This is a genomic window from Planococcus halocryophilus (genome assembly GCF_022489025.1).
Taxonomy (GTDB): Bacteria; Bacillota; Bacilli; order Bacillales_A; family Planococcaceae; genus Planococcus; species Planococcus halocryophilus_A.
The window spans coordinates 122,879-144,908 of record NZ_JAKVTG010000002.1 but is presented as its reverse complement, the minus strand read 5'-3'; the positions used below and the strand labels follow the sequence as shown (position 1 = coordinate 144,908).

Here is a 22,030-nt window from a genome sequence, read left to right as displayed (position 1 = left end):
ACAGTATATCCAATTAACTGGAAAAAACCACGTGAAATAAGTAGAAAGCGTTGATTGCAAAAGAATTTCACACCACATATAGAGTTTCTAGCAATAAAACCTCTACAAAATCCGAAACTTCTCTTCATTCGACTCGTAAATACAGCTATAGGAAATAAAGGGAGGTGCTATTTTGTGGCCAATCATATTCACTTTACTAGCAATCGTGGCATTAGGCATTTCAATCAATAAAATCATAAAAACGAAAGAAACAACCAATACAGATCTCAAAAGTAGTGTGCCAGCGATTTGTTTTTTACTAATCAGTGTCGTTAACTTAGCCGGCTATTGGTTAAACTTTCTTGGTGTGTTCACTATGGCGCTAACCGTGGCATTGCTAATCTCCGGTGCTTACTTTACTCGCTATATGCAAACAGCTAATCGAGAAAATGAATTTAAGGAGGAGTGAAATCATGCCAACTTGTGAAAATTGTGGTCAAAAATGGCCGTGGAAAAAAATAGTTTCAAATACGTTTAAATTAACTAATAAAGCTAACTGCCCTTATTGCGGAACTACTCAATACATTGTAGTTAAGTCTAAACCTGCAACAGCTATACTGAACTTTTTACCTGCATTTCTTATTATCACTGTTGGTATGATCTTTGACATTAGCGTGCCACAAGTTCTTATGTTCGCTGTTGTATTAGTTATTATATTTTTGATAATTTATCCCTTTACATTCAATCTTTCAAGCGATGAAAAAACATTAAATTGAACAAAAGAATATGCGAAAAAGAGCATGGCTTGAATTCACTCAAGCCATGCTCTTGTCACTTCCCCAACAATTCAAAAAGAAAAAGCGCTCACTAGCAGCGCCATTTTCATGTAGTAAACAAAATTTATTTTAACTGCTCACATAAAGCCGTAATCTGTAGGTCATTCCGTACAATCAAATCTTTCGCTAAATCAACCAATGCTTTGAAATTTTCATCTGAGGAGTCATCCAGTTTGTCACTCACTGTATTTAGATTTGTTTGGAAACGATAATATCGCTCAAAACCCTCTTGATGGGGTAAAAGGTTTTTAAGCTGGTAATCAACCGTATCACTGACTCCATCAAATACAACATTCAATAAGGGGCCGGCCCATTCGGCAAGACCCCAATCTTTTGCATCTTTATATAAAATGGGATCTTGCTGTTCTCCAGTTCCTAAAGAAACGACTAAAAAGTTTTCCTCGTTTAAATAAGTACATTTAGCTTCAACATAAGCACACATAGCGGGATTGTTTGCAAAGACACCACCATCAATAAAACTAAATGTGTCGTGCATTTTGATTTGCTTTGGTTCGAAATAGCTTGGAGCTGCAGAAGTTGCTCTCGCAATGTCCTTCATAAAGGCATCTCGATTTTGTTGATCTTTCATTTTGGCTTTCCTACTTTTAAAAAACCAAGAAGTACGGGTTTCAATTTCGTAGCTTGTAATAATGACGTCCGTCAAAGCTTCAGAAAGTTTTGTTTCACCAAAATATTTCTGAAATACAGATTCAGCTCCTGTTGAAGGATAGCGCTCATCCACGAGTCCCCCAAGTGAAAGGAGTCGGTGTTCAAACGAATTAGCAAAAATCACTTTGCGTTCATTTTCATACAACTGCACCAGTTCCCGTGCCGTATACATGGCGGTCGCATTTTTATTTGGGCTCACAAGACCCAAAGTAAGAAGCCCGCCCGTCGAGGTACCCGCAATTAAGTCAAAAAGCTCGGAGATGGGTTTGCCTGTACGTTTTTCAATTTCTGCTAAGACAAGTGCAGGGATTACGCCGCGCACGCCTCCGCCATCAATAGAGAGTATTTTCTTCATGGTTACTCCTCCTTTTCGAAGTGCAGATAACCAAAATTCCATAACTGACTTGATAGCTTTTTAATTTCTACTCATGGATCACATACCGTGCTTATAAATAGTTAGAGGAATTATACAATAAATTCACTAAAATGTCATTTAATTATCATTTTATTCTATTAATTAAGACAACTATAAGGGTTTATAAAATAAGAAAGAACGTATAAGAGTAGTTGTCGAATGAAAATAGCCACAAAATCTCTCGAGAAGAGGTATCTGTGGCTGTTTTGAATGGGAATCTCTTTATAGAAAACTTGATTGACCTCTGAAAAATTTCGTTCGCTAGTAAATGAGTTGATTTGGACAGTATTCAGTTCAATTTGGACAGTATTTAAGACAAATCGGACAGTATTTCGACTAATTCGGACAGTATATCCAAATATATGGAAAAAAACGTCGTGATACAAGTACAAAAAGTTAATATCGTAGCGGCATCACCAGAAAGTCATTAGTAATAAAATTTTTCTCTATTCAATTCGTGATTAGCGGCATAAGAAATAAAAGATCACGCAATCTTTCAAAACTCATTTATTGTATGAGAGCTTTTAGTCCACTCATAGTCGGGGGACACTCACTCATCCGCAACCCCAAGCGTCATCCCACCATCGACAACAATCTCCGTGCCCGTACAATAAGAGCTGTCGTCAGAAGCGAGAAAGGCGACTGCTTTTGCGATTTCAATGGGTTGGCCAATACGACCTAAGGGGACAGAATCGTAAAAGGCAGGAACGGCTTTGCCGCCAGTGGCCATGTCAGTTTCGATTCCGCCTGGGTGGACCATATTTACTCGGATTCCGAGTGAACCGCACCCTAAAGAAGTAACTTTTTTTAAGTGTCTACCATTTAGGGTGCGGTTCAAAAGAGACTTCGTGGCTGGTTTTTATTAATGAAAAAATGGTCAAGAGTTTATTAAAATCGCATCTCATTCAGGTTCTTGCCAAAATAAATCATCCAATGTTTTGCCTAAGGTATGACAAATAGCTAGACAAAGAGTTAAGGTCGGGTTGTATTTACCCAATTCAATGAGTCCGATTGTTTGGCGAGATACGCCGATTTTATCGGCTAGGTCGGCCTGGGACAAATCATGTTCAGTCCTTGCCATTTTGAGTTTAATATTTTTCATCGGAATCACCAGACTCATCATCGAACATTTTGTTTATAGAGTTTTCGCTGTTTTTTTTGAGAACTTCATTTCCGAGAACGAAGAAAATGAGGAAAAATGGTAAGTACATCATTAACGAGACAAGAGTGGTCAATAAGAAGTAATGAATACTTTGAAGCGTTCCTTCTGCATACTGAACTGCACTGTTTATCCCGAAGAAAAGAGCGATACCAACGCCAAGGATGATGCTAGCGAACAGATTTTTCTTTTGTCTAGACCACTTACTTTTGCGGTCATGCATTTCAATTTCAGCAGAAAACAAACCTAGCTTCGTAGATCGGTAAGCAGAATAAATGCCGCTCACGAAAAGAATGATTAATTCAGTAGTGATACTTTGCGCACCAAGGTTATAAATAAAATACTTTAACACAATTGAAATACTGAGAAATACGATAATTAAAATATAAACTTCTGCATAAATCTTGTTTTTGATATTTGTAAGACGTTCATCTTCAAATTTCGTTTTTTTATAAAACCTCATATAATACGCCCCCTGTTCTATTTGAAATAAATATACCAAATAAAAAAAGTAAATGCAATATATATATGTCAAAATGTGTTATAAAATAATCTTTTAGGTATATATATTAGGTAAAAAAGTTTTCTTCTTAAAATAAAAAAGAGTGGCTAGAGCCACTCTAATCAAAAGTTTGCTATACAACCACATACTTCAATTCAACTCTTATTTTTGAGGCATAGTAAAAGTAATAGCAGTGCCATTACTTTCTTCAATTTTCGTGAAAATTTCGTTCAATACTTCAATTGCTCTATCAGTAGATTCGTATTTGCCCATAGTTTTATTCCATTGGTCCAATAAGCTACTTTCTATAAATCCTACAATATGCTTTCCTTTTACAGAAACGTCTCTTACATTCATTAAGCTTTGTTTATTTTGCGTAAGTATCCATAACATGAAACGGTCATCCTTTCTATTTTAATTTACAAGTGCTCACTCATCCGCAACCCCAAGCGTCATCCCACCATCGACAACAATCTCCGTGCCCGTACAATAAGAGCTGTCGTCAGAAGCGAGAAAGGCGACTGCTTTTGCGATTTCAATGGGTTGGCCAATACGCCCTAATGGAACAGAATCGTAAAAGGCAGGAACAGCTTCGCCTCCAGTTGCCATGTCCGTTTCGATTCCGCCTGGATGGACCATATTTACTCGGATTCCGAGTGAACCGAGTTCAATAGCAGCCACTTTAGACATGGCCACGACAGATGCTTTTGTTGCTGCATAAGCGGCTGATTTGGCAATTGGAGAAAAAGCAGAAATCGAGATGTTGTTTACAATCGAACCTTTTCGCTGCTTTTCCATTTGCGGAAGTACTGCTTGCATGCCAAGAAAAACACCGAGTTGATTAACATTGATCAATTGTTGGAAATCATCAAGCGTTGTCTCTCGAAACGATTTGCGCGTCAGTGCGCCAGCATTATTCACTAATACATCCAGTTTGCCGAATTTATTGACCATCGTTTCAACCGCTGATTGCCACTCCGACTCTTTTGTAACATCTAACTGAACCGGGAAGGCACGTTCGCCAATCATCTCAGCGACTCTTTTAGCTTCGTCGTAATTCCGAGCACCAACTCCGACTGTGGCGCCTAATGTAGTAAGGTGCTCGGCAATTGCCTGTCCTTGACCTCGATTAGCTCCAGTGACAAGAATGACGTTATTCGTTAAATTGGGCATGGAACCACTCCTTTCTATCAATATAACATAAAGAAATTTCACCAAAAAAGAGCAGCCGAAGCTACTCTTTTTTAAACGTTTATTAAATAAATCCCTAGAACTAGAATAACCACTAGCTCACTTTTACTTTTCCTGTTCAGGCGGAGCTTTAACACCCAAAAATAAGGCAGTGAAATAAGTAAGTATAGCTGTGACCAAACCTGCAGCAAATAAAATCCCTCCGGTAATGAGAAAGGCGTTAGTATACGTTTCCATCACCATCACGTAATTGCTCGTATCAGCAATACCATCTACTTGACCGGTCAGCCAAGAGTTTCCTAACGAAATTCCAAAAGAAGCACTCGAAAACAGTAAAATCAATCCTATGATTGCTAATATGATCGAAATAATTCCCAATCCGGTAATATGATTTTTGAACATCTTATCTTTCCTCCTAACTATGATTTTCTCTAAAATTTATTAATATTTCTTTGCTCATTAAAAGTTACTCTAAAACTTCAAGGCTAAAATACTTTCCAATTTCAGAAGAACAGCCACTTAGGCGATATATTCTTCCGTTTTCACTTTGTTCACTGTCTAGGTTTTCGCAAGTCCCACTTTGTGTTCCTTTAGATGAGTCTGCAAATTCATCATGGGAATTATCGTGCGTATACGTAATATTTTCGCCATTATAATCTAACGTATCAAAAATCGGATCGCCTTCTATCGTTCTTTGGACAATACGTATGTTATCTTCTTTTTCATTTTTAAGATTTTCGGTAAATGCTTCAAATTTCTCCGAATTAGTTATGATTTCCCCTTGCTCGAATACAATGTCGGTATCCATAACAGGGTTACACGCGCTTAAGAAAATGGCCAATAAAATTACCAGTAAAATTTTTCGCAATACCGTAACCTCCTTTTGAATAGGGGATAGATTTACCACCTTTAGTAAAAATTGAACCGTTTTTTGATGCCTATAACCTTAGTACGAGTCAGCTTTGCTTTTGTTTCACTGTTTTTAGTAAAGAAACAAATATAAATAAGAAGGAAGTAGAAAATTCATAACAGATGAAAGAGGTTTGGAAAGGTATTGATTTCTTCGGTTTTTTCACTAAATTTCATGAGTAAAAGTAGAGATTAAATGATATGATAGGAACGTACGTTCTTTTTGGTAGAAGTTTTGAATACCACGAATACTAAAAGCAAATCAGGCATTCAAGAAATACTAGTTGATGCTTGTCACGAAATGAATTTGACCAAAACATGTATGTATTAAAAGGAGAGTCGAACCATGAAAACTACAGGAATCGTAAGAAACACCGACCCACTTGGACGCATCGTCATTCCGAAAGAACTGAGAAGAGGAATGGAGATAAACGTTGGAGATCCAGTGGAGATTTTAGTAGAAGAAGACGTGATTATGTTAAGGAAATCCCAAGCCGCGGGTGCTTGTTTAGTGACAGGTGAAGTGTTAGCGGAAAATAAAGAATTTGCGCCGGGACTCACATTAAGTCTAGAGGGTGCGCGCGTTCTCTTGCATGAGCTGCAAAACAAAAAAGCTAAAGTAAACACATAAGAGAGTAGCCCACCTAGCTACTCTTTTTTCAATACTTAACAAATTTCAAATAAAATCACTCATAGAAAAGGGTAATAAAAGAAGTAATAACCTATTGGTGTTATTGCAACAAGGGTTAATGAATAAATTATTTTGTTTTTCGTTTTTTGATAAAACCAGAATCCTAATAATAAGAAACTAAAAAAATCGAAAATGAATTGAAACAAAAAAGTATGATGGTGATATAAGTACATCCCTACGCCAATTGTTTCCGCAGCCAAACCGCTTACTGGTAGTGCATACAAAAAGTTACTCAATTTGCTCTCCTTGTTCCAATAGTAAAGTACATAACTAATAGCACTGCATACTAAGGCGATGATGTTGTACAGCATGAAAAGATTCCATTGAAATGTTCCTCCGTTTGCGAAAATAGGAAAGAAGAAACCGAGTACATATTTTAAAAAGTAAAAAGCGAAGTTCATGCTCAATAAGTACAAAAACACATTAATAGCAGCATTTATATTTGATGTACTAAAGTAGATAACTAATGTGACTGTTAGCATCCAAAAGCCAAACAAAGTGGCTATTGAACTAAAGCTCCATAGATCATCATTCGGAAAAAAGTCTGACAATCTAGTTATTACACCAGCGATCAATCCCAATCCAATAAATAACAGATAAGATTTCAAATAGATTGGACTTTTTTCGGTAGATACCGCTATTGTCATTCAAATTCTCCTTTATTTATGAGGTCACTTCTTAATATAGAGTACATGTACAAATCATCGAATTTACCACAAGTAAACTCATAATGCCTTAATAACCCTTCTTGTGTAAATCCATTTTTATCTAACAATTTTAGTGAAGCGGAGTTAGCAGGCTCAACTAATGCTTCAATTCGTTCTAATTGGAAGTATTGAAACCCATAACCAATTACCGCTTCCAATGCTTCACTGGCAATCCCTTTGCTCCAATAGTCTTTGTTCAATTCATAACCAATCTCCGTTCGGGAATGCTCGGGGTGCATATTAAAAAAACCACAACTGCCAATAACTTTTCCTTCTTCTTTAAGAGTGATTCCCCATCTAATTCCTGTGGCCTCTGTAAATATGGTTTGGTACCAGCCGATTTCATCGAGTGCCTCATTTTCCGTCTTAAAAGTTTTCAGCCCCATATGTTTCATCACATCTTTATCAGATAAATAGCGGAACATATCCGCTGCATCTTCTTTTACTACCTCTCTTAAAATTAATCTATCTGTTTCAATAACTGGAAACTTGTTTTTCACGATGGATCTCCACCTTCTTAAATTTTATAGCTGTCCAATTTCTTAAGCTTTACTCAACAATCGCACTCTACAAACCTATCCAAAGTATTGAAAAACCAGTTGATAGATCGCTACGCAAAATCCTAAAGCACTCGCTTTTAATTTAACGGGATGATACCGTTTACTGCTATACAGATAAGCCATTATAAAAAGAAATCCGATAGGAAACCATAATTCAAAAACGCCATTTTCCGTACTTCGTGTATAAAGCGGAAAGATATAAGCACTAATTAAAAAATAAAAGAAAATTGTAAAGCGGCGTGTTTCGAGCTGTTTGCTCCATCTAACTAAAAGGACAATAATGATAATGGCGCTAATCGTAATGTGTAGAGCGGGTAAATGAAGAGTAACACCATTTCCTAAATCAAAATTCATGTTTATGACATCTCCTATTTGAAAACTACTTGACCATCTGACCTATTTAGGTTTCTTACTGTAAATATACCACTTCATTATGAAAATAAAGGAAGGAAATACAAAAAGCTAAGAATTTATTTCATCATAATGACCAAAATTCCCTTGGAAATAAGTTGGGTTTTTCCGTACCCCTTGAGTCGCTAGGAGTGAACACAGTAATGAGGGAGTACTTAGAGAACCACCTTAGCAATGCCTTATTTATCCTATGGAAAAAACTGAGTTAAGAAATAAAGAAATGTATAAAGCCTATAGCAAGAGTGAAAAGACTCGGGCGGAAATCGCCCAATCTGAAAGGAAATGAAAAAAGATGATAGAAGTTATTGTGCAAAATGAACAGGAAGCAATAGAAGCAGAAAAATTGGGAGCGGAAAGGTTAGAGCTTGTCTCGGCAATCAATGAAGGAGGGTTAACGCCAAATTTTGAGAAAATCAAGCAAGTTTTAAACAGTGTCACGATACCGGTTCAAGTGATGATCCGTCCTCACAGTCGAGACTTTTTCTATACCGATTCAGAAGTGAACACAATCATCGAAGACTTCAAAAATGTATTGAATTTAGGTGGTCGTGGAATCGTGTTTGGAGCTTTAACAAAGGATTACACGGTAGATGAAAATGCATTAGAAAAAATTATCGCAGTTTCCGATCAACTCGATATCACGTTCCATCGTGCGTTTGATGAAATTGACAATCAGTTGAGCGCATACAAAGTATTAGCAAACTACAAAAAACAGGTGAACCGGATTTTAACTTCTGGTGGTCAGGTGGATTGTTTGAAAGGGAAGCATGAGTTACGAAAGTTAGTCGAATTATCAAAAGAGACGGAGGGACCGGCTATACTTTGTGGGGGTGGATTAACTTCGACAAATATAGAAGAAATTCATCAAAATGTGAAATCTGATGAGTATCATTTTGGGAGCGGCGTTCAAAAAAGTAGAGTGCTATTCGCAAGTTAAAAAATCACTCGCCGACCATACCATCATTGTCATTATCTCGCATATGCGGATATAACCAATGATCACGCATAATTGGCATACTAAAACCGGCTGCTTTGGCTTCTGCAATCGTCACTTGTCCATTGTCGTTTGTATCCACACTCGAAACATCTTCGGTTGTTGTTGGACTACTGGACTCTGTCGGTTCGCTGTCTGTTAAACCGAGGGATGCGTTTACTTCACTGGGGTTCACATTATTGAAAATATTAACGATCTCATTAAAAGATAGCATAGAAATGAATCACTAAATAAAAAAAACTTTTGCATAAAAAATTAAAAAAAGCTTTACAATATATAATTTATTGAATATAGTAACTGAATAGTTATAATATTATATTCAATGAATAGAGGGTGGGATGCATGAAAATTGATAAAGCAGCAACAACTCCTCTCTACTCGCAAGTAGAGGTTATTTTAGAAGACAAGATTCTTACCGGAGCTTGGGATGAAGGCTTTCAAATTCCAACTGAAAATGAACTCGCAAATACTTATGATGTCAGTAACATCACAGTAAAACGAGCTGTTATGAATTTAGTTGATAAAGGTCTTCTTATACGACAACGTGGACGTGGAACCTTTGTAACTAAGTTGCCTCAAGAAAAAAATATTCATAAGTCAGAGTTTATTCGTATGAACGAAGAAACAATCAGCTCTCATGATTTACTTACAAGTAAGTTTCAACAAACTTATCCAGCGATTGCAAAGAAACTCAATTTACCACCGGAAACAAAATTCGTTTATTTAGAGCGAATTGGTTATGATGCAGGAGAAAATGTTTCGCTGGAATATACGTATATACCGCAAAATATTTGGCCTGCGTTAGAAGAACCACCCAATAAAGATATCTTCATTTATGATGTGCTGAAAAACACATGTGGGATTTCTCTTTCTCGTTCAAAAAACTATTTTTCCGCAGCCGTAGCGAATGAAAAAGAAATGTCATTGATAGGTGTGCGTTTAAATACGCCACTATTTGTTTGGGAGCGAATTACTTATTCAACTACCAATGAAGCTGTTGAGTATTCAAAATTTGTCATGAAACAAGATAAAGAGAAATACTTTGTAGAGTTAGATCTGACTTGATATTCTCACTTTCAATAGAAACTAGTAGTATTTAGTTTCTGTTATTATATAAAGTTATAATATTATACTTAATTAGTTTTTTAATTATTACACATACGATTAAAGGGATGGTGGATGAAATGGAACAGCAAAAAAAGGGGAAAAACGAAAAACGAAAGTCAAGATTGAAAGCGCCTACAACTACAGCATTACTTATGTTTATGATTGTGCTTGTCGCCTTATTAACTTACATCATACCGGCTGGTCAATACGAACGAGCATTAGATGAGGAAACCGGTCGAGATTTAATTATTGCAGACAGCTTTGCTTATACAGAGTCGACACCAGTTGGTCCTGGAGGCGTTTTGTCATCGGTATTTAACGGAATTGTTGGGGCTGCCGAAATTATTGCATTTGTACTAATTGTTGGTGGGGTCTTTGGGGTCATCGTTAAAAGTGGTGCCATTAATGCAGCTTTAGCTCGTTTGATCAACCGTCTTAAAGGAAGAGAATCTTTGTTTATTGTAATCGCGATGACAGCATTTGCGATTGGTGGTGCGACATTTGGAATGGCGGAAGAAACCTTGCCTTTTGTCGCCATCGTACTAGCAGCAGCAATCGCCATGGGGTATGACCGAATTGTTGCTGTATCGATTGTCGTAGTTGGCGTTTATGCTGGTTATTCTGCTGGTCCTCTCAATCCTTTTAACGTCGGGATTGCACAAGCTATCGCGGGATTACCGCTATTCTCTGGAATTGGCTTACGAACTGTTTTAATGGTTGGTGGTTTGATCATTGCCATTCATCATACATTGCGATATGCCAAGAAAGTAAAATTAGATCCTAAAACAAGTCTTTTAGCAGATGAAATTCATGAAGTAGAAACAGATGTCACCGTATTAGACAACTTAACGATGACGAGACAGCATAAAGCCATCATGGGGATTTTAGGACTTTCACTTATTGCACTTGTTTTCGGTGTATTAAAGTACGGTTGGTACCTCGGTGAAATTTCTGCACTGATGTTATTAATGGGCATCGTTGTAGGTCTTATTGCTTTTAATGGCAGTTTCAACAAATTTACGGATGAATTTATGAAAGGCGCTGCAGAATTAACCGCGGCTGCTCTGATTATTGGTTTATCGCGTGCCATTCTAGTTGTTATGGAACAAGGACAAATTATCGATACATTCGTTTATGCCGTCTCAACACCTTTAGCCGGCTTACACAGTGTCTTTGCAGCTTGGGGTATGTACATTTCACAAGGATTTATCAACTTTATTATTCCTTCATCTACAGGTCAGGCTGCCGTTGTTATGCCTATTATGTCATCTATTAGTGATGTTATTGGCATTAACCGTCAAATTGCCGTTCAAGCATTTCAATCTGGAGACGGTTATTGGAATATGATTACACCGACACACCCAGTTCTCATGGCAGCACTTGGAATTGCAGCTGTTCCGTTCGGCAAGTGGCTTCGTTTTGCCGGTCCACTCGTTTTAAAATGGACGATTTGGACCATGATTATTTTAGCAATTGGCGTAGGGATCGACTGGGGTCCATTTTAAGCTGAACGATCAATTTAAAAACAACTGACTGGAGTAGATCATTATGAATAAGGATTTAAAATGGACCATTTTGGGTGGAGGAAACGGTGGCCAAACAACAGCTGGTCATCTCGGTTCAATGGGGTTTGATGTGACGATTTATGATATTTTCGAAGAGACGATTGAAGCCATTGCCGAACAAGGTGGCATTTACTTAGAAGATGCGTTAACTGGATTTGGCAAAGTTAGCTGTGCCACCACAAATATCGAAGAAGCATTACGAGAGGCAGACATTATACTTGTTACAGTACCGGCTACTGCACATCAGATGGTCGCTAAATCCTGTGCACCATACTTGAAAGACGGCCAAATTATTATTTTAAATCCTGCCGCTACATTTGGTTCGTTAGCATTCGAAAAAACGCTAAAAGATGAAGGATGCACGGCAAACGTGACGCTAGCAGAAACAAACACATTGCTGTATGGATGTCGGATTATCGAACCTGGTAGAACTCAAGTGTTCGGATTAAAAAACCGTATTTTACTTGCAGCTCTTCCTGCCACAGAAACAACAAGAGTGGTTACCACTTTGCAAGTCGCATTCCCTCAATTCATAGCTGCTGATAGTATTTTAATTACGAGCTTTGATAATACCAATCCAATTTTGCATACTGCGACCACTTTATTCAATACAGGAACTATTGAATCCAATCGCGAATGGCATTTTTATGTTGATGGTTTCACGCCCTCAATTGGACGCTTTGTTGAGAGCATGGACGAAGAGCGGCTTGCTATCGGACGAGCTCTAGGACTCGATTTGCTATCATGCCGTCAGCAGTTCGAAGTAGAATACAATGTTTTTGAAAACACCTTAGCCGATTCAGTACGCAGAAATCCGGTTTACCGGGACATCAAAGGTCAAAAAACACTAGATACGCGCTACTTATCAGAAGACATCCCAATGGGGCTTGTTCCTTTTGTAGCTCTTGGAAAATTACTTGAACTGCCCACAGCACGTATGGAAGCCATTATTGACTTGGCACAACTCGTCCTTGACCGTGACTTAATGACAAATGCAAGAACGCTTAAGAATCTTGGGATTGATGACATGACGGCCAAAGAGTTTTTGCTGTATGTCCAAACTGGGCAACGAACTTAAGAAGGTAAATCGATAACTTTCAAATGAATCCGAGATGGATGAGTCATAAATAGACTTATCATTTCGGATTTTCTATGCCTTTGTGCAATTTTATGTTTAATTCTATTCTTTTACAACTTCTTAGACCTATATTTTGTCATATAAAAACACCCCAAAAGTTAGAGTTCAAATATTAGTAGCTTCATACATCCTTTTACTTACGTAACTCAATGCTTCAAAAAAGTCTTTCATTAGCCTACACCCCAATTTCACAATTACATGTCCTAGTTATTAAAATCGTTTCTATTGAAAAACGACTACTGAGTCTAAAACAGAAGGGTGCTGCGCTTCAGTTTAATAGACTTACTCGCCCACCATACCGTCATTATCATTATCTCGCATATGCGGATATAACCAATGATCACTCATGATTGGCATACTAAAGCCGGCTGCTTTGGCTTCTGCAATCGTCACTTGTCCATTGCCGTTAGTATCCACACTCGAAACATCTTCAGTTGTGGTTGGACTACTTGACTCTGTCGGCTCGCTGTCTGTTAAGCCGAGGGATGCGTTCACTTCATCAGGGTTTATGTTATCAAAAGTATCCACAACTTCGTTCCCCATTATCGTGTAGGTGTACTGATAACTTGAAGGAATTTGAGTTTCTGTATCTGGGTAAGTGATAATGGCTTCGAAATGGGTCGCGCCACCTGCTATGCGAATAGCATCTTCCATATACGCTTGATCGCCATGTCGGTTAAGCGTACTTTCTTGTGGAGTAATGTTATAAGCATTCGATACCCCGCCAAGCGAATCCGCAAGTACATGTCCTTCATCTAACACATCACTTTCGACACCAGGAACTTTGGCCTCATCTGAATAATATCGACCTGACGCTAATACAGCTTCATTATCGTCATCTTGCAAAACGATTTCATCAGCTACAACTCGTTCCAATTGTCCGTGTTCGTTCGTAAACGCCCAATAGTCACGGTCGCCAAAACCGATGTTAACGGCAACGTTTGCCTCGCGATATCCAGATAAATCCCCGCCATCAACTTCGATGAGTTCGTATCCGGCGAATAAATCATTATTTTGTTTTGCTAAAGCTTCCTCTTCTGCAATTTTTTCTTTAGCCATACGTTCTTCTTCTTGCTCTTTCAAAAGCTCCTCAGCTTTTTCTTTTTCCTCTTTCTCAGCTAAGAGACGTGCTTCTTCTTTTTTCTTTTCTTCGGCAGCCTGCTTTTCAGCATTTTCCTGAGCTAGAAGTTCTGCCTTTTCCTTTTCTGAATCCGCCACTGCAGCCTCACTTTCAACTTCTTCCGTAGTCTCCACTTCTTCGATCGTAAAGCCTAGGCCAATAACAGAACCAACCATTATTAAGAATGAAACTCCTGTAGCTAAACCTGCTTTCTTTGTCGTCCATCCCTTTTTAAATATTGAACTGACCAGTAACATTACGATACTAGCGACTAAAGCCAATAAGGCAATAACCATTAATAAACCAAAAACGATATCCATTTAAAAATCCCCCTATTATTTCTTTAAAAATCTATCTCTCTAATTTCTAGTCCAAAATATACCATGTAATAAGGGGGGAATGTAAGGAAATAACAATATTTTATTTGGTAATATTTTGATTCGTTAATTAATCTAAATATTTAAACGTTATAATGGAAGTAATTATGGTGGGAACAAAAATTATGACACTAAACAGAGAAGGAAATTGAAAGGATGATATGAATGGCTGAAAAAACAATCTATGATACACCACTCGAGATCACAAAAGATCAGTGGCTGGAAATGCTTCGGAACGAAGAGGTTTTTCAAGAAAGAGACAGACAAATGATTTTAGCGGTTATACAATACGACGGCCTTCCGCATGCGACACTGATTGCTCATGCAATCGGATTAAAGGGCAGAGGCGCAATTAATCTACAAGTCGATCGATTAGGAAAACGAGTTATGAAGCATTTACCTGAAGTTACTTATCCTAAACAAGAAGATGGTAAAAATCGAACTTGGCATATTCCTTTTATGGGAGAGTGGCATTTTGACACAAACCGTTTTATTTGGATTTTACGACCTGCGCTTGAACAAGCGGTGGAAGTGTTCTTCGAGGAGGAGTTGAAGAAAGCACGTTCGATGCCAACTCAAACTGAGTACTCGGAAATTAGAAAGAAGCTTTTCAATAGCCCCTATATTGATATGGCTTATAGAAGGTACATAAAATTTAAAGAGAACAAACTTTATGACGAGGCTTATAAGCTTGAAATCCTTTCACGTTTAAATGAGTTTTTAAAAGGACAAGAAATTACAGCTTTAACAATAGTTGATATTGTTAAAAAGCTGCAAAAAGAAAACCCGAGCGCAGGAAGTTTTGTGCACTGGAGCAATACGGCTGATTTAGTGAAGTTTGCTGAAGCAAAACCCGCAAAAGTAGCTACTTTGCTTAATGAACTTTATAACTCTGAAGCGCCAATTAGTGAACTAATTGAAAACTTTAGAGTAGAAGGCAAAGCATTTAGCAATGAAATATCGTTAGGTGCTCCACTTTTCGCTTATTTATTAGCGGCTAAAGACTACAAGAAATACCCAATCTACAAACAAGAAGTATTCAGTGCAATTAAAGTGGATTACGATATTGACTTGAAACTAGGTGCTGTAGGAAAAAATTACGAAGTTTATCGTTACGTATGCAATGCTGTACTCGAGCATTTCAATCGGGACAATCCATCTCTTACGGCGCTCGACGTACAGGACTTCTTTTACTGCGCAACTACTTACGAGCAGATTAAAGTAGAAAGCGCGATAGATTACTTATTCGATCTTTCCACTAAACTAGGTCAATTTGAAAACGATCAAGAATTGATGTTGCTACAAATAGCCGATATGGATCCGGAGATTTTGGAGAAGCTAAGCGATCAATACCGGAACAATGAAAAAGTGAATTTAATCCGCTATAAAATTATCGAAATGATTTTGGAAGACGGAACGGTATCCATCGAGGATATGAATTTCATCAAGCAAGATGTTATTAAAAAGTACGAAACAAAGATTCTAAACTCTTGGAGTGACTTCTCAATTCTCTTCCAGCTGTATTATTTTGATAAAAAGCAAAAAGTCCAAATAGAACTTACTAAAATCCATCGTGCAATCCGACAATTTGAAGAATTGAAAGATCTGAGTTTTGTAGAAGATAAAGTATTGAACGGCTATAGCTGGAATAATCAATTTGGAACGTCACGTTGCTGGCTGGCTGTATACCAAACAGAACATGCAAGTCATAGGGAGGCGCCGCAACTGTTTTTGGCGATTGATCCCCACGGTATAGAATATGGTTTGCATAACGGTGACAACCACCCTCAAGGAGGACAAAGAAACGTAGCTCATGTGAGTAACGCGGAAGGTTTTTCTTACGAAGACCTTCATAGCAAAATTATCGATGTGCTTGATGAGTTGAAGAGTGAAAGATTAGAGGAATCGACTGAACCTACACATTCTCCTTTATTAAGAGAGCTCACCAAAGATAACTGGATTGATTTGCTAGCAGATGAAAATATTTTTTATGAAAAAGATCTGGTTTATTTAACGAAAATATATGAACTCGGAGGGCAAGCGACAGCTACTCAGCTTGGAGAAGCTTTAGGCATGAGTAGATCTTCTTTTGATGGTCCCATTGTAAACTTGGCAAAAAGAATTCAAGAAATAATGGGGCTGGAGGATGTGCATCGGGATGACAGCAGTATTTGTTATTGGTGTGTATTGTTCGAAGAAGAATATGAGGAAAACCATCACTTCTCGTGGCGCTTGAAACCAAATCTCAAAGAAGCGCTTGGCGAAACAATCGGCAAGCAAAAAATATACGAATCCTATTCCAAAGAATCGTTTCTTGAAGAAGTGTTCATCGATGAAGAAGCTTATGACAAGATTGCTAGTTTACTCAAGTACAAGAAGAATATTATCCTACAAGGACCACCAGGCGTAGGGAAAACCTTTGTATCAAAGAGATTGGCTTATTCGTTGATAGGTTCGAAAGATGAGAGCCGAGTGGAAATGGTACAGTTCCATCAAAATTACTCCTATGAAGATTTTGTGATGGGTTTCCGGCCAAAAGAAAATGGATTTTCTTTGCAGTATGGTGTTTTTTATGACTTTTGCCAGCGTGCGATCAATAATCCAGAAGAAGATTATTATTTCGTCATTGATGAGATTAACCGGGGCAACTTATCAAAAGTTTTTGGTGAATTATTCATGTTGATTGAACGAGACAAGCGGGATGAATTTGTCACGATGGGTTATTCAAAAAAGAAGTTCACCGTTCCAGGTAACCTGTATTTGATCGGAACGATGAATACAGCTGACAGGTCACTCGCGCAGCTAGAAGTCGCTTTACGCAGACGCTTTGCTTTTGTAACCCTGGCACCAGCATTTAATGAAAAATGGCGGCAGCACATGATTAGCGAGAATGTTTCAGTTGAAATGATTAGCAAAATCCAGCAGATTGTCGAAAAATTAAATCATGAAATCATGAATGACTACCAGTTAGGGCAAGGCTATGCAATCGGGCATTCCTTCTTCTCAGTAAAACCAGATGACATCAGTGAAAAATATTGGGTTGATGGAATCATGGATTTTGAAATCGTGCCTTTATTGGAAGAGTACTATTTCGATCGTCCTGAAATAGTTAAGCAATTGACTGAGGAAATATAAAATGGAGGAAAATTTTAAAGTTCCGATTCGTAATTTATTTGTTCTGCTCAGTTATGCAGACAATATGCCAGAACTGGTCAATAGCATGAATGATGTAGATGAGGATTTGATCACGTATGACTTTCTCTGCAAACAATTTTTAAAAGAAGTGGAAATTGTAAACCGGAGAGGTCTAGTAAAAGATTATGTGGCGGTTACAGAACCAACCAATCGACTGTCTGGTCGAATGGTAATGGCAGAGTCCATGTCGTACATGATTTTGAAAAAGCCAATTGTTGTTTGTGAGAAGGATGAGTATACAGCAAACATTTGGATCAACCAATTGATTAAGTCCACTTTAAAATCAATCACATCAAATCGGTACGTCAAACAGGAAACCATAAGCCGAAGCTTTAAGTATATGGAATTAATGCCAGAAGTCGACGCGCCACCCTTAACCAAATCGTCATTTGCTAAAATGGTATTCGGCCGACACAACGTACATTACAAACGAGTACTTCAAATTGCGCTCTTGCTGCACGAAATGTTGCTACTGTCTCATAAAACCGGCAATTGGAGTCTGTTTTCAGCTGAGCTAGACGAACGTTCGCTAAATGCCATCTTTGAGAAGTTCCTATTCAATTTCTACAAACTAGAACAGCGAGACTACCACGTAAAAGCTGAAGGGATGCAATGGAAGCTAGAAGGCAATAAAGCACTCCTGCCAGGGATGAGGACGGATGTATCATTAACGCACAAAAACAAGTTAGAAAAAATCATTATGGATGCAAAATTTTATAGAAATATTTTCCAAGTTCATTACGAAAAGTCATCATTTCACAGTCATAATATGTATCAGTTATTCACTTATTTAATGCACCAAGAAATGCATTTGAATTTGCGAGGGATATTAATATATCCGTTTAATGGCAGTACCGTAGATGAACGATATGTCTGGAATGAGCGGATGTCGATGGAAGTGATGGCTTTGGATTTGAATGGGTCTTGGAAGGATATATATCAGAAGCTAATTAGAGTGCTTGAATAGAGAAAGTAAGACTGAAGCTGTTAAATTTACGTTAATAAAAACATCTATGCAGCACCTATTTTGCGACAAGAAATTTGAGAGAATTGCATTATAGAATTGAAGTGGTTGAGGAAGTGGAGCATATTAGTATTAATAACAGAGGATTGTCGATACTTATGAAATGTTTGATGCTGAAGCCGTATCATAAGTAAATGAGTTTTTTTAGAACATGAAATTAACAAAGAGAAGACCCTTCTACTTGAAGGTTCTTCTCTTTGTTAATTTTTTGAGATAAATCCGGCCCTCTTATTTTCGCGATAATTTTAAGTTAAAAAGAATTCTTCAAAACTAGAGAATTCGAAATCGATGGAGACGATTCAATACCTACTTAACATTAAATCATCATATTAAAAGCCTCCTTTTGAGGTGACATCTTTTTAGTTGCTATAAAAAAGTTCGTTTTTATAGAGAATTATCTATCAAAAACGATGGTTTATAAGAGACAGAGAAGAAGGTTCAAATTTTCTTCTTTGTCTCTTTTGCTTTGTCTCATAATTCTTTTCAAAATCTATTTATCATAAATGGTGTCTCAAAATGATTTTGAAAAGAAATGGGGAAGAAGTAGAATGTCAGAATTTAAATTAGTAATGCACCAAGATGCACTGGAGACTCAGAAGCGTTACTACAACAGGAAAATTCATATTGAAAAAAAGATGGAGGAAATCCCAAGGCAATACGCTGGGGATATTCGTAGTTACAAAAAGTATTGCTGTAGTACGAGTCAAATTGTTGGAACAGAGGCGATGCTCGATTATTTATATATATCGCTGATCGAGCAAAAGGTTAAAAAACAACATGGGAACGACGATTGGCAGCTATTCGAAAATATTTGAGTGTGATTCATGGAATAGATTTTAGAGCAAGGACTAGAGTTGCATACGAACTTTCAGCAATGAGGAAGATGTATCGTGAAGATCAGTATGCTCACTTAATCCAAGTTCGAGGAAAGTCAGCCATTAATAAGAAGGAATTGATGAATATTATAAACACTCTTCCGATAAGAGCAAAGACGATTTGTTTAGTTAACTTGGTAACCGCCAACAGACCCAATGAAATGGTTCGATTAAGAGTAAGAGATTTTGATTTGAAAAATAGACTTGTTCATGTTTACTTGAAAAAACAAAAAAGATGGCATACGAAACGTCTCACTCCGGAAGTTACCCATGCAGTCGACGTTTATACACGCGAATATGACCTTAAGACAGATGACTACTTCGTAGGGAGAGTATATAGGAATGGACGCTACGAAAGCACCGCAATCAGTGAAATAGGTTTTTGCAAAGCCTTACAGCGATGGACAGGACTCACCGGCTATAATTTCAGGAAGAGCCAAGTGGTAGCGATGCACGCAGCTGGTGCAGATGTATCAACCATCGCGAAACAAACAGGCCATCAATCCCTAGAAACGTTAATTCAACATTATCTTACGGTATCTGAAGAAACCATTGATAAGTATTTATAAATACCTGATTGAATGGCGGCACTTGCAAAGAGGAAGCATATAGTTTCGAGTTGGACTTTTAAATCCTTTGGCTTAAATGATGATGTTCCGTATTTCAGGTCATGAAATCATATGCAAAAAATAGAACCAGAGAAGATGTTCTTCTTTCTCTCCGGTTCTATTTTGAGTTTCTTTTATTATTGATGTCTATGAATGAATTAAATCTTTACCTTTAGGATTTTCTTTAAATGTAGGAGTTAAGTCTTCGAGACCACCCAAAGCTAGGAAAACTTTATCGTATGTTTCGGATTTGATATTATCAGCACCACTTTCAATCTTCGATAGCGTCGCCTGTGTAAAAGCATCTCCATGATCTTTAACCATATTGACAACTTCTTTTTGGGTCAAACCTAGCTCAAGACGTCTCTTGAGTATTTTTTTCCCCATAATAACAGAAATTTTATTCAAGTGTTCGTTTACTTTCGGCACTTGCCTTAAGGTCCCCATCACATCGTTATAATTTTTGTTTGTCATTTAAACCCTCTCCTTTTTTACTCAGGTTTAAAAAATTTAACCATCATTTTTTCACTCGCACTAATTGCATGTTCAAAGTCTCGTGAATAGGTCGCCTGCTTGATAACAGCTTTTGTGAAATAAATGGTTTGGTTGCCTTTGTCGTCCATTTCATAGAAAAAGATCGCTCGAAAAGCTCCTACTGGTCTCCAATTCGCTCGCGCTTCCATCAGTGGGGGATGGTTGTTCAGTTCTTTTACCACATTGACTAGTGTGATGGGATTTCCTGCCGAACTGATACCGTATAACGTACGTTTTTCTATAGGAGGAACTCCTATATCTTTCATGTAATCAAGTAGCTGGGCTATACGAGCTGCAAGTTCGGCATAATCTTTATCGCTCATGGCTCTATCAGCAATGGAAGTGATTAAGTCGATGACTTGTTGATTGCCATGTTCGTCTGCTAAGAATTCAATTTCTATCATAATTATATCACGTAGAATATAAATTTTCTAACAAATTATATTCTATGTAATATATTCATCTCCTTTTTATTGGGAATATAGAGTTACCCTATACTAATAGCTCTGATAATGGAAAAGAGTTTCTTCTATTATAATGATTTAACTGTCTCTTCTTCGAGTGCTTTGACCAATTTATAAAAACTGGTCTTTTTCACTCCGGCTTCCTTCATGGCTTCAACTGCTGTTAGCTCTTTAGCTTTCCACTTTCTATAAACCTCTTTAAATTCCTCTGAAACAAAAACGGTTGGTCTGCCAAACTGAATGCCATTTTGCAATGCTAAGTCGATTCCTTCACGCTGCCGTTTGCGGATGCGTTCTCGTTCTTCTTCAGCCATCCAGGAAAGAATCTGCAAAAATAAGTCCGCAATAAAAGTACCCATACTATCTTTATACTGCGTTGTATCGAGTAATGGCATATCCAACACGACAATATCGGCTTCGATGTTTTTCGTCAGGTCATTCCATTCCTGGAGGATCTCTTCTTTGTTTCGGCCGAATCGATCTAACGAGTGAATGTAAAGAATATCCCCTTTTCGAATAACTCGTTTTAATAGTTGGTAGTTCGCTCGTTCGAAATTTTTGCCACTTTGCTTGTCTAGATAAATATCCCGTTCAGTGATGCCCATTTTCCGCATGGCTTCCAATTGACGTCCTTCATTTTGATCTTTGCTGCTGACAGTTATGTAACCAAATTTGCGATGTTCCATAATTCACCTCTTAAACGATTTTACTGTTAATTATACCTGAAAAACGTTCGTAAAAGTATATGAAATTTCGCGAACGTTCGTAAAAGTGTACTTTTACGGATACTATTCTAATCAATTGAAATAGAAATCTAAGAGAAAAAAAGAACAGTATAAAATAATAAGTGATGGTAGAATTTTAAAAAATTGTATCTGAAGAGAATAAGATGATAAGAGACGTTGTCTTAAACCATAATATCTAATAGTCGGTTATAAAAAATGAAGTACTTAAAGAAATGAAAAGTATATTTTAAGTGTCTCCAATCAATGCTATGAAA

The 22,030-nt window shown here is 37.5% G+C and carries 26 protein-coding genes and 1 pseudogene; 11 read left to right on the top strand and 16 right to left on the bottom strand.

What is annotated here, in order from left to right; genetic code table 11:
* Window positions 1-172: 172 nt before the first annotated feature.
* Entirely contained in the window at window positions 173-448 is a 276-nt protein-coding gene (locus MLE13_RS03625) for a hypothetical protein (RefSeq protein ID WP_240748101.1), read from the top strand.
* A 4-nt stretch (window positions 449-452) separates the two neighbouring features.
* Window positions 453-755: a TIGR04104 family putative zinc finger protein gene (locus tag MLE13_RS03620; protein ID WP_240748100.1), complete on the top strand. Its 303-nt coding sequence runs from the start codon at window positions 453-455 to the stop codon at window positions 753-755.
* Window positions 756-879: 124 nt separating this feature from the next.
* Here MLE13_RS03620 and MLE13_RS03615 read toward each other — a convergent pair whose 3' ends face one another.
* The 8 genes from MLE13_RS03615 to MLE13_RS03580 all read right to left on the bottom strand — a co-directional run bounded on the left by MLE13_RS03615 (window position 880) and on the right by MLE13_RS03580 (window position 5,619).
* Window positions 880-1,839, bottom strand: a complete 960-nt coding sequence (locus tag MLE13_RS03615; protein ID WP_240748099.1) for a patatin-like phospholipase family protein — start codon at window positions 1,837-1,839, stop codon at window positions 880-882.
* 610 nt (window positions 1,840-2,449) lie between these two features.
* Window positions 2,450-2,737, bottom strand: coding sequence for an SDR family NAD(P)-dependent oxidoreductase (locus MLE13_RS03610; protein WP_276323810.1), 288 nt, complete (start codon window positions 2,735-2,737; stop codon window positions 2,450-2,452).
* 63 nt (window positions 2,738-2,800) lie between these two features.
* Entirely contained in the window at window positions 2,801-3,001 is a 201-nt protein-coding gene (locus tag MLE13_RS03605) for a helix-turn-helix transcriptional regulator (protein WP_240748098.1), read from the bottom strand.
* Entirely contained in the window at window positions 2,988-3,521 is a 534-nt protein-coding gene (locus tag MLE13_RS03600) for a DUF6773 family protein (RefSeq protein WP_240748097.1), read from the bottom strand. Before MLE13_RS03600 ends, MLE13_RS03605 begins: the two co-directional genes overlap by 14 nt.
* Window positions 3,522-3,722: 201 nt before the next feature.
* On the bottom strand, window positions 3,723-3,953 hold the full coding sequence (locus MLE13_RS03595; protein WP_240748096.1) for a hypothetical protein: 231 nt from the start codon (window positions 3,951-3,953) through the stop codon (window positions 3,723-3,725).
* A 36-nt stretch (window positions 3,954-3,989) separates the two neighbouring features.
* Window positions 3,990-4,733: an SDR family NAD(P)-dependent oxidoreductase gene (locus MLE13_RS03590; protein ID WP_240748095.1), complete on the bottom strand. Its 744-nt coding sequence runs from the start codon at window positions 4,731-4,733 to the stop codon at window positions 3,990-3,992.
* A 123-nt stretch (window positions 4,734-4,856) separates the two neighbouring features.
* Window positions 4,857-5,153, bottom strand: a complete 297-nt coding sequence (locus MLE13_RS03585) for a hypothetical protein (protein WP_240748094.1) — start codon at window positions 5,151-5,153, stop codon at window positions 4,857-4,859.
* 64 nt (window positions 5,154-5,217) lie between these two features.
* Window positions 5,218-5,619 carry a DUF4362 domain-containing protein gene (locus tag MLE13_RS03580; protein WP_240748093.1) on the bottom strand — a complete coding sequence of 134 codons (402 nt, stop codon included), beginning with the start codon at window positions 5,617-5,619 and terminating at the stop codon, window positions 5,218-5,220.
* A 387-nt stretch (window positions 5,620-6,006) separates the two neighbouring features.
* Here MLE13_RS03580 and MLE13_RS03575 point away from each other — a divergent pair, with 387 nt between their 5' ends.
* Complete coding sequence (locus MLE13_RS03575; protein WP_240748092.1) at window positions 6,007-6,291, top strand: AbrB/MazE/SpoVT family DNA-binding domain-containing protein; 285 nt, start codon at window positions 6,007-6,009, stop codon at window positions 6,289-6,291.
* Between the two features lie 59 nt (window positions 6,292-6,350).
* Here the strand turns inward: MLE13_RS03575 and MLE13_RS03570 are convergent, their stop codons facing one another.
* The 3 genes from MLE13_RS03570 to MLE13_RS03560 form a co-directional block, all read right to left on the bottom strand.
* On the bottom strand, window positions 6,351-6,998 hold the full coding sequence (locus MLE13_RS03570; RefSeq protein WP_240748091.1) for a hypothetical protein: 648 nt from the start codon (window positions 6,996-6,998) through the stop codon (window positions 6,351-6,353).
* Window positions 6,995-7,558, bottom strand: a complete 564-nt coding sequence (locus MLE13_RS03565) for a GNAT family N-acetyltransferase (protein WP_240748090.1) — start codon at window positions 7,556-7,558, stop codon at window positions 6,995-6,997. Before MLE13_RS03565 ends, MLE13_RS03570 begins: the two co-directional genes overlap by 4 nt.
* 75 nt (window positions 7,559-7,633) lie before the next feature.
* Window positions 7,634-7,972, bottom strand: a complete 339-nt coding sequence (locus MLE13_RS03560) for a hypothetical protein (RefSeq protein ID WP_240748089.1) — start codon at window positions 7,970-7,972, stop codon at window positions 7,634-7,636.
* A 349-nt stretch (window positions 7,973-8,321) separates the two neighbouring features.
* Between MLE13_RS03560 and MLE13_RS03555 the strand changes: the two genes are divergently transcribed.
* Complete coding sequence (locus MLE13_RS03555) at window positions 8,322-8,966, top strand: copper homeostasis protein CutC (protein ID WP_240748088.1); 645 nt, start codon at window positions 8,322-8,324, stop codon at window positions 8,964-8,966.
* A gap of 4 nt (window positions 8,967-8,970) precedes the next feature.
* On the opposite strand, the pseudogene MLE13_RS03550 reads toward MLE13_RS03555, so the two are convergent.
* Window positions 8,971-9,225 (bottom strand): annotated as a pseudogene (locus tag MLE13_RS03550) (DNA/RNA non-specific endonuclease); the annotation flags it as partial.
* A gap of 140 nt (window positions 9,226-9,365) precedes the next feature.
* Here MLE13_RS03550 and MLE13_RS03545 point away from each other — a divergent pair.
* The 3 genes from MLE13_RS03545 (at window position 9,366) to MLE13_RS03535 (ending at window position 12,773) form a co-directional block, all read left to right on the top strand.
* The gene (locus MLE13_RS03545; protein ID WP_240748087.1) at window positions 9,366-10,088 is read left to right on the top strand and encodes a GntR family transcriptional regulator; all 723 of its coding nucleotides are present in this window, start codon (window positions 9,366-9,368) and stop codon (window positions 10,086-10,088) included.
* A gap of 119 nt (window positions 10,089-10,207) precedes the next feature.
* The gene (locus MLE13_RS03540) at window positions 10,208-11,635 is read left to right on the top strand and encodes a YfcC family protein (RefSeq protein WP_240748086.1); all 1,428 of its coding nucleotides are present in this window, start codon (window positions 10,208-10,210) and stop codon (window positions 11,633-11,635) included.
* Between the two features lie 43 nt (window positions 11,636-11,678).
* A complete protein-coding gene (locus MLE13_RS03535; RefSeq protein WP_240748085.1) occupies window positions 11,679-12,773 on the top strand; it encodes an NAD/NADP octopine/nopaline dehydrogenase family protein in 1,095 nt (364 codons plus the stop codon).
* Between the two features lie 342 nt (window positions 12,774-13,115).
* On the opposite strand, the gene MLE13_RS03530 is transcribed toward MLE13_RS03535, so the two are convergent.
* Window positions 13,116-14,273 carry a hypothetical protein gene (locus tag MLE13_RS03530; protein ID WP_240748084.1) on the bottom strand — a complete coding sequence of 386 codons (1,158 nt, stop codon included), beginning with the start codon at window positions 14,271-14,273 and terminating at the stop codon, window positions 13,116-13,118.
* Between the two features lie 222 nt (window positions 14,274-14,495).
* Here MLE13_RS03530 and MLE13_RS03525 point away from each other — a divergent pair, with 222 nt between their 5' ends.
* From MLE13_RS03525 to MLE13_RS03510, 4 genes are all read left to right on the top strand, one after another.
* Window positions 14,496-17,465, top strand: a complete 2,970-nt coding sequence (locus MLE13_RS03525) for an AAA family ATPase (protein ID WP_240748083.1) — start codon at window positions 14,496-14,498, stop codon at window positions 17,463-17,465.
* Window position 17,466: 1 nt separating this feature from the next.
* Complete coding sequence (locus MLE13_RS03520) at window positions 17,467-18,492, top strand: McrC family protein (RefSeq protein ID WP_240748082.1); 1,026 nt, start codon at window positions 17,467-17,469, stop codon at window positions 18,490-18,492.
* 605 nt (window positions 18,493-19,097) lie between these two features.
* Window positions 19,098-19,364 carry a hypothetical protein gene (locus MLE13_RS03515; RefSeq protein ID WP_240748081.1) on the top strand — a complete coding sequence of 89 codons (267 nt, stop codon included), beginning with the start codon at window positions 19,098-19,100 and terminating at the stop codon, window positions 19,362-19,364.
* A 59-nt stretch (window positions 19,365-19,423) separates the two neighbouring features.
* Window positions 19,424-19,993: a tyrosine-type recombinase/integrase gene (locus MLE13_RS03510; RefSeq protein WP_240748080.1), complete on the top strand. Its 570-nt coding sequence runs from the start codon at window positions 19,424-19,426 to the stop codon at window positions 19,991-19,993.
* Between the two features lie 186 nt (window positions 19,994-20,179).
* Here the strand turns inward: MLE13_RS03510 and MLE13_RS03505 are convergent, their stop codons facing one another.
* The 3 genes from MLE13_RS03505 to MLE13_RS03495 form a co-directional block, all read right to left on the bottom strand.
* A complete protein-coding gene (locus MLE13_RS03505) occupies window positions 20,180-20,506 on the bottom strand; it encodes a helix-turn-helix domain-containing protein (protein ID WP_240748079.1) in 327 nt (108 codons plus the stop codon).
* 17 nt (window positions 20,507-20,523) lie between these two features.
* Window positions 20,524-20,970 carry a hypothetical protein gene (locus tag MLE13_RS03500; protein WP_240748078.1) on the bottom strand — a complete coding sequence of 149 codons (447 nt, stop codon included), beginning with the start codon at window positions 20,968-20,970 and terminating at the stop codon, window positions 20,524-20,526.
* Between the two features lie 128 nt (window positions 20,971-21,098).
* The gene (locus MLE13_RS03495; RefSeq protein ID WP_240748077.1) at window positions 21,099-21,716 is read right to left on the bottom strand and encodes a recombinase family protein; all 618 of its coding nucleotides are present in this window, start codon (window positions 21,714-21,716) and stop codon (window positions 21,099-21,101) included.
* Window positions 21,717-22,030: the final 314 nt, after the last annotated feature.

Excerpts from the sequence above, each read along its gene's own strand:
- MLE13_RS03555 (WP_240748088.1), top strand. The coding sequence starts at position 8,322 with ATGATAGAAGTTATTGTGCAAAATGAACAGGAAGCAATAGAAGCAGAA.
- MLE13_RS03540 (WP_240748086.1), top strand. The coding sequence starts at position 10,208 with ATGGAACAGCAAAAAAAGGGGAAAAACGAAAAACGAAAGTCAAGATTG.
- MLE13_RS03595 (WP_240748096.1), bottom strand. The coding sequence starts at position 3,953 with ATGTTATGGATACTTACGCAAAATAAACAAAGCTTAATGAATGTAAGA.
- MLE13_RS03515 (WP_240748081.1), top strand. The coding sequence starts at position 19,098 with ATGTCAGAATTTAAATTAGTAATGCACCAAGATGCACTGGAGACTCAG.
- MLE13_RS03545 (WP_240748087.1), top strand. The coding sequence starts at position 9,366 with ATGAAAATTGATAAAGCAGCAACAACTCCTCTCTACTCGCAAGTAGAG.
- MLE13_RS03520 (WP_240748082.1), top strand. The coding sequence starts at position 17,467 with ATGGAGGAAAATTTTAAAGTTCCGATTCGTAATTTATTTGTTCTGCTC.
- MLE13_RS03600 (WP_240748097.1), bottom strand. The coding sequence starts at position 3,521 with ATGAGGTTTTATAAAAAAACGAAATTTGAAGATGAACGTCTTACAAAT.
- MLE13_RS03570 (WP_240748091.1), bottom strand. The coding sequence starts at position 6,998 with ATGACAATAGCGGTATCTACCGAAAAAAGTCCAATCTATTTGAAATCT.
- MLE13_RS03615 (WP_240748099.1), bottom strand. The coding sequence starts at position 1,839 with ATGAAGAAAATACTCTCTATTGATGGCGGAGGCGTGCGCGGCGTAATC.
- MLE13_RS03575 (WP_240748092.1), top strand. The coding sequence starts at position 6,007 with ATGAAAACTACAGGAATCGTAAGAAACACCGACCCACTTGGACGCATC.
- MLE13_RS03525 (WP_240748083.1), top strand. The coding sequence starts at position 14,496 with ATGGCTGAAAAAACAATCTATGATACACCACTCGAGATCACAAAAGAT.
- MLE13_RS03590 (WP_240748095.1), bottom strand. The coding sequence starts at position 4,733 with ATGCCCAATTTAACGAATAACGTCATTCTTGTCACTGGAGCTAATCGA.
- MLE13_RS03495 (WP_240748077.1), bottom strand. The coding sequence starts at position 21,716 with ATGGAACATCGCAAATTTGGTTACATAACTGTCAGCAGCAAAGATCAA.
- MLE13_RS03535 (WP_240748085.1), top strand. The coding sequence starts at position 11,679 with ATGAATAAGGATTTAAAATGGACCATTTTGGGTGGAGGAAACGGTGGC.
- MLE13_RS03500 (WP_240748078.1), bottom strand. The coding sequence starts at position 20,970 with ATGATAGAAATTGAATTCTTAGCAGACGAACATGGCAATCAACAAGTC.
- MLE13_RS03505 (WP_240748079.1), bottom strand. The coding sequence starts at position 20,506 with ATGACAAACAAAAATTATAACGATGTGATGGGGACCTTAAGGCAAGTG.
- MLE13_RS03560 (WP_240748089.1), bottom strand. The coding sequence starts at position 7,972 with ATGAATTTTGATTTAGGAAATGGTGTTACTCTTCATTTACCCGCTCTA.
- MLE13_RS03530 (WP_240748084.1), bottom strand. The coding sequence starts at position 14,273 with ATGGATATCGTTTTTGGTTTATTAATGGTTATTGCCTTATTGGCTTTA.
- MLE13_RS03605 (WP_240748098.1), bottom strand. The coding sequence starts at position 3,001 with ATGAAAAATATTAAACTCAAAATGGCAAGGACTGAACATGATTTGTCC.
- MLE13_RS03620 (WP_240748100.1), top strand. The coding sequence starts at position 453 with ATGCCAACTTGTGAAAATTGTGGTCAAAAATGGCCGTGGAAAAAAATA.
- MLE13_RS03510 (WP_240748080.1), top strand. The coding sequence starts at position 19,424 with ATGAGGAAGATGTATCGTGAAGATCAGTATGCTCACTTAATCCAAGTT.
- MLE13_RS03585 (WP_240748094.1), bottom strand. The coding sequence starts at position 5,153 with ATGTTCAAAAATCATATTACCGGATTGGGAATTATTTCGATCATATTA.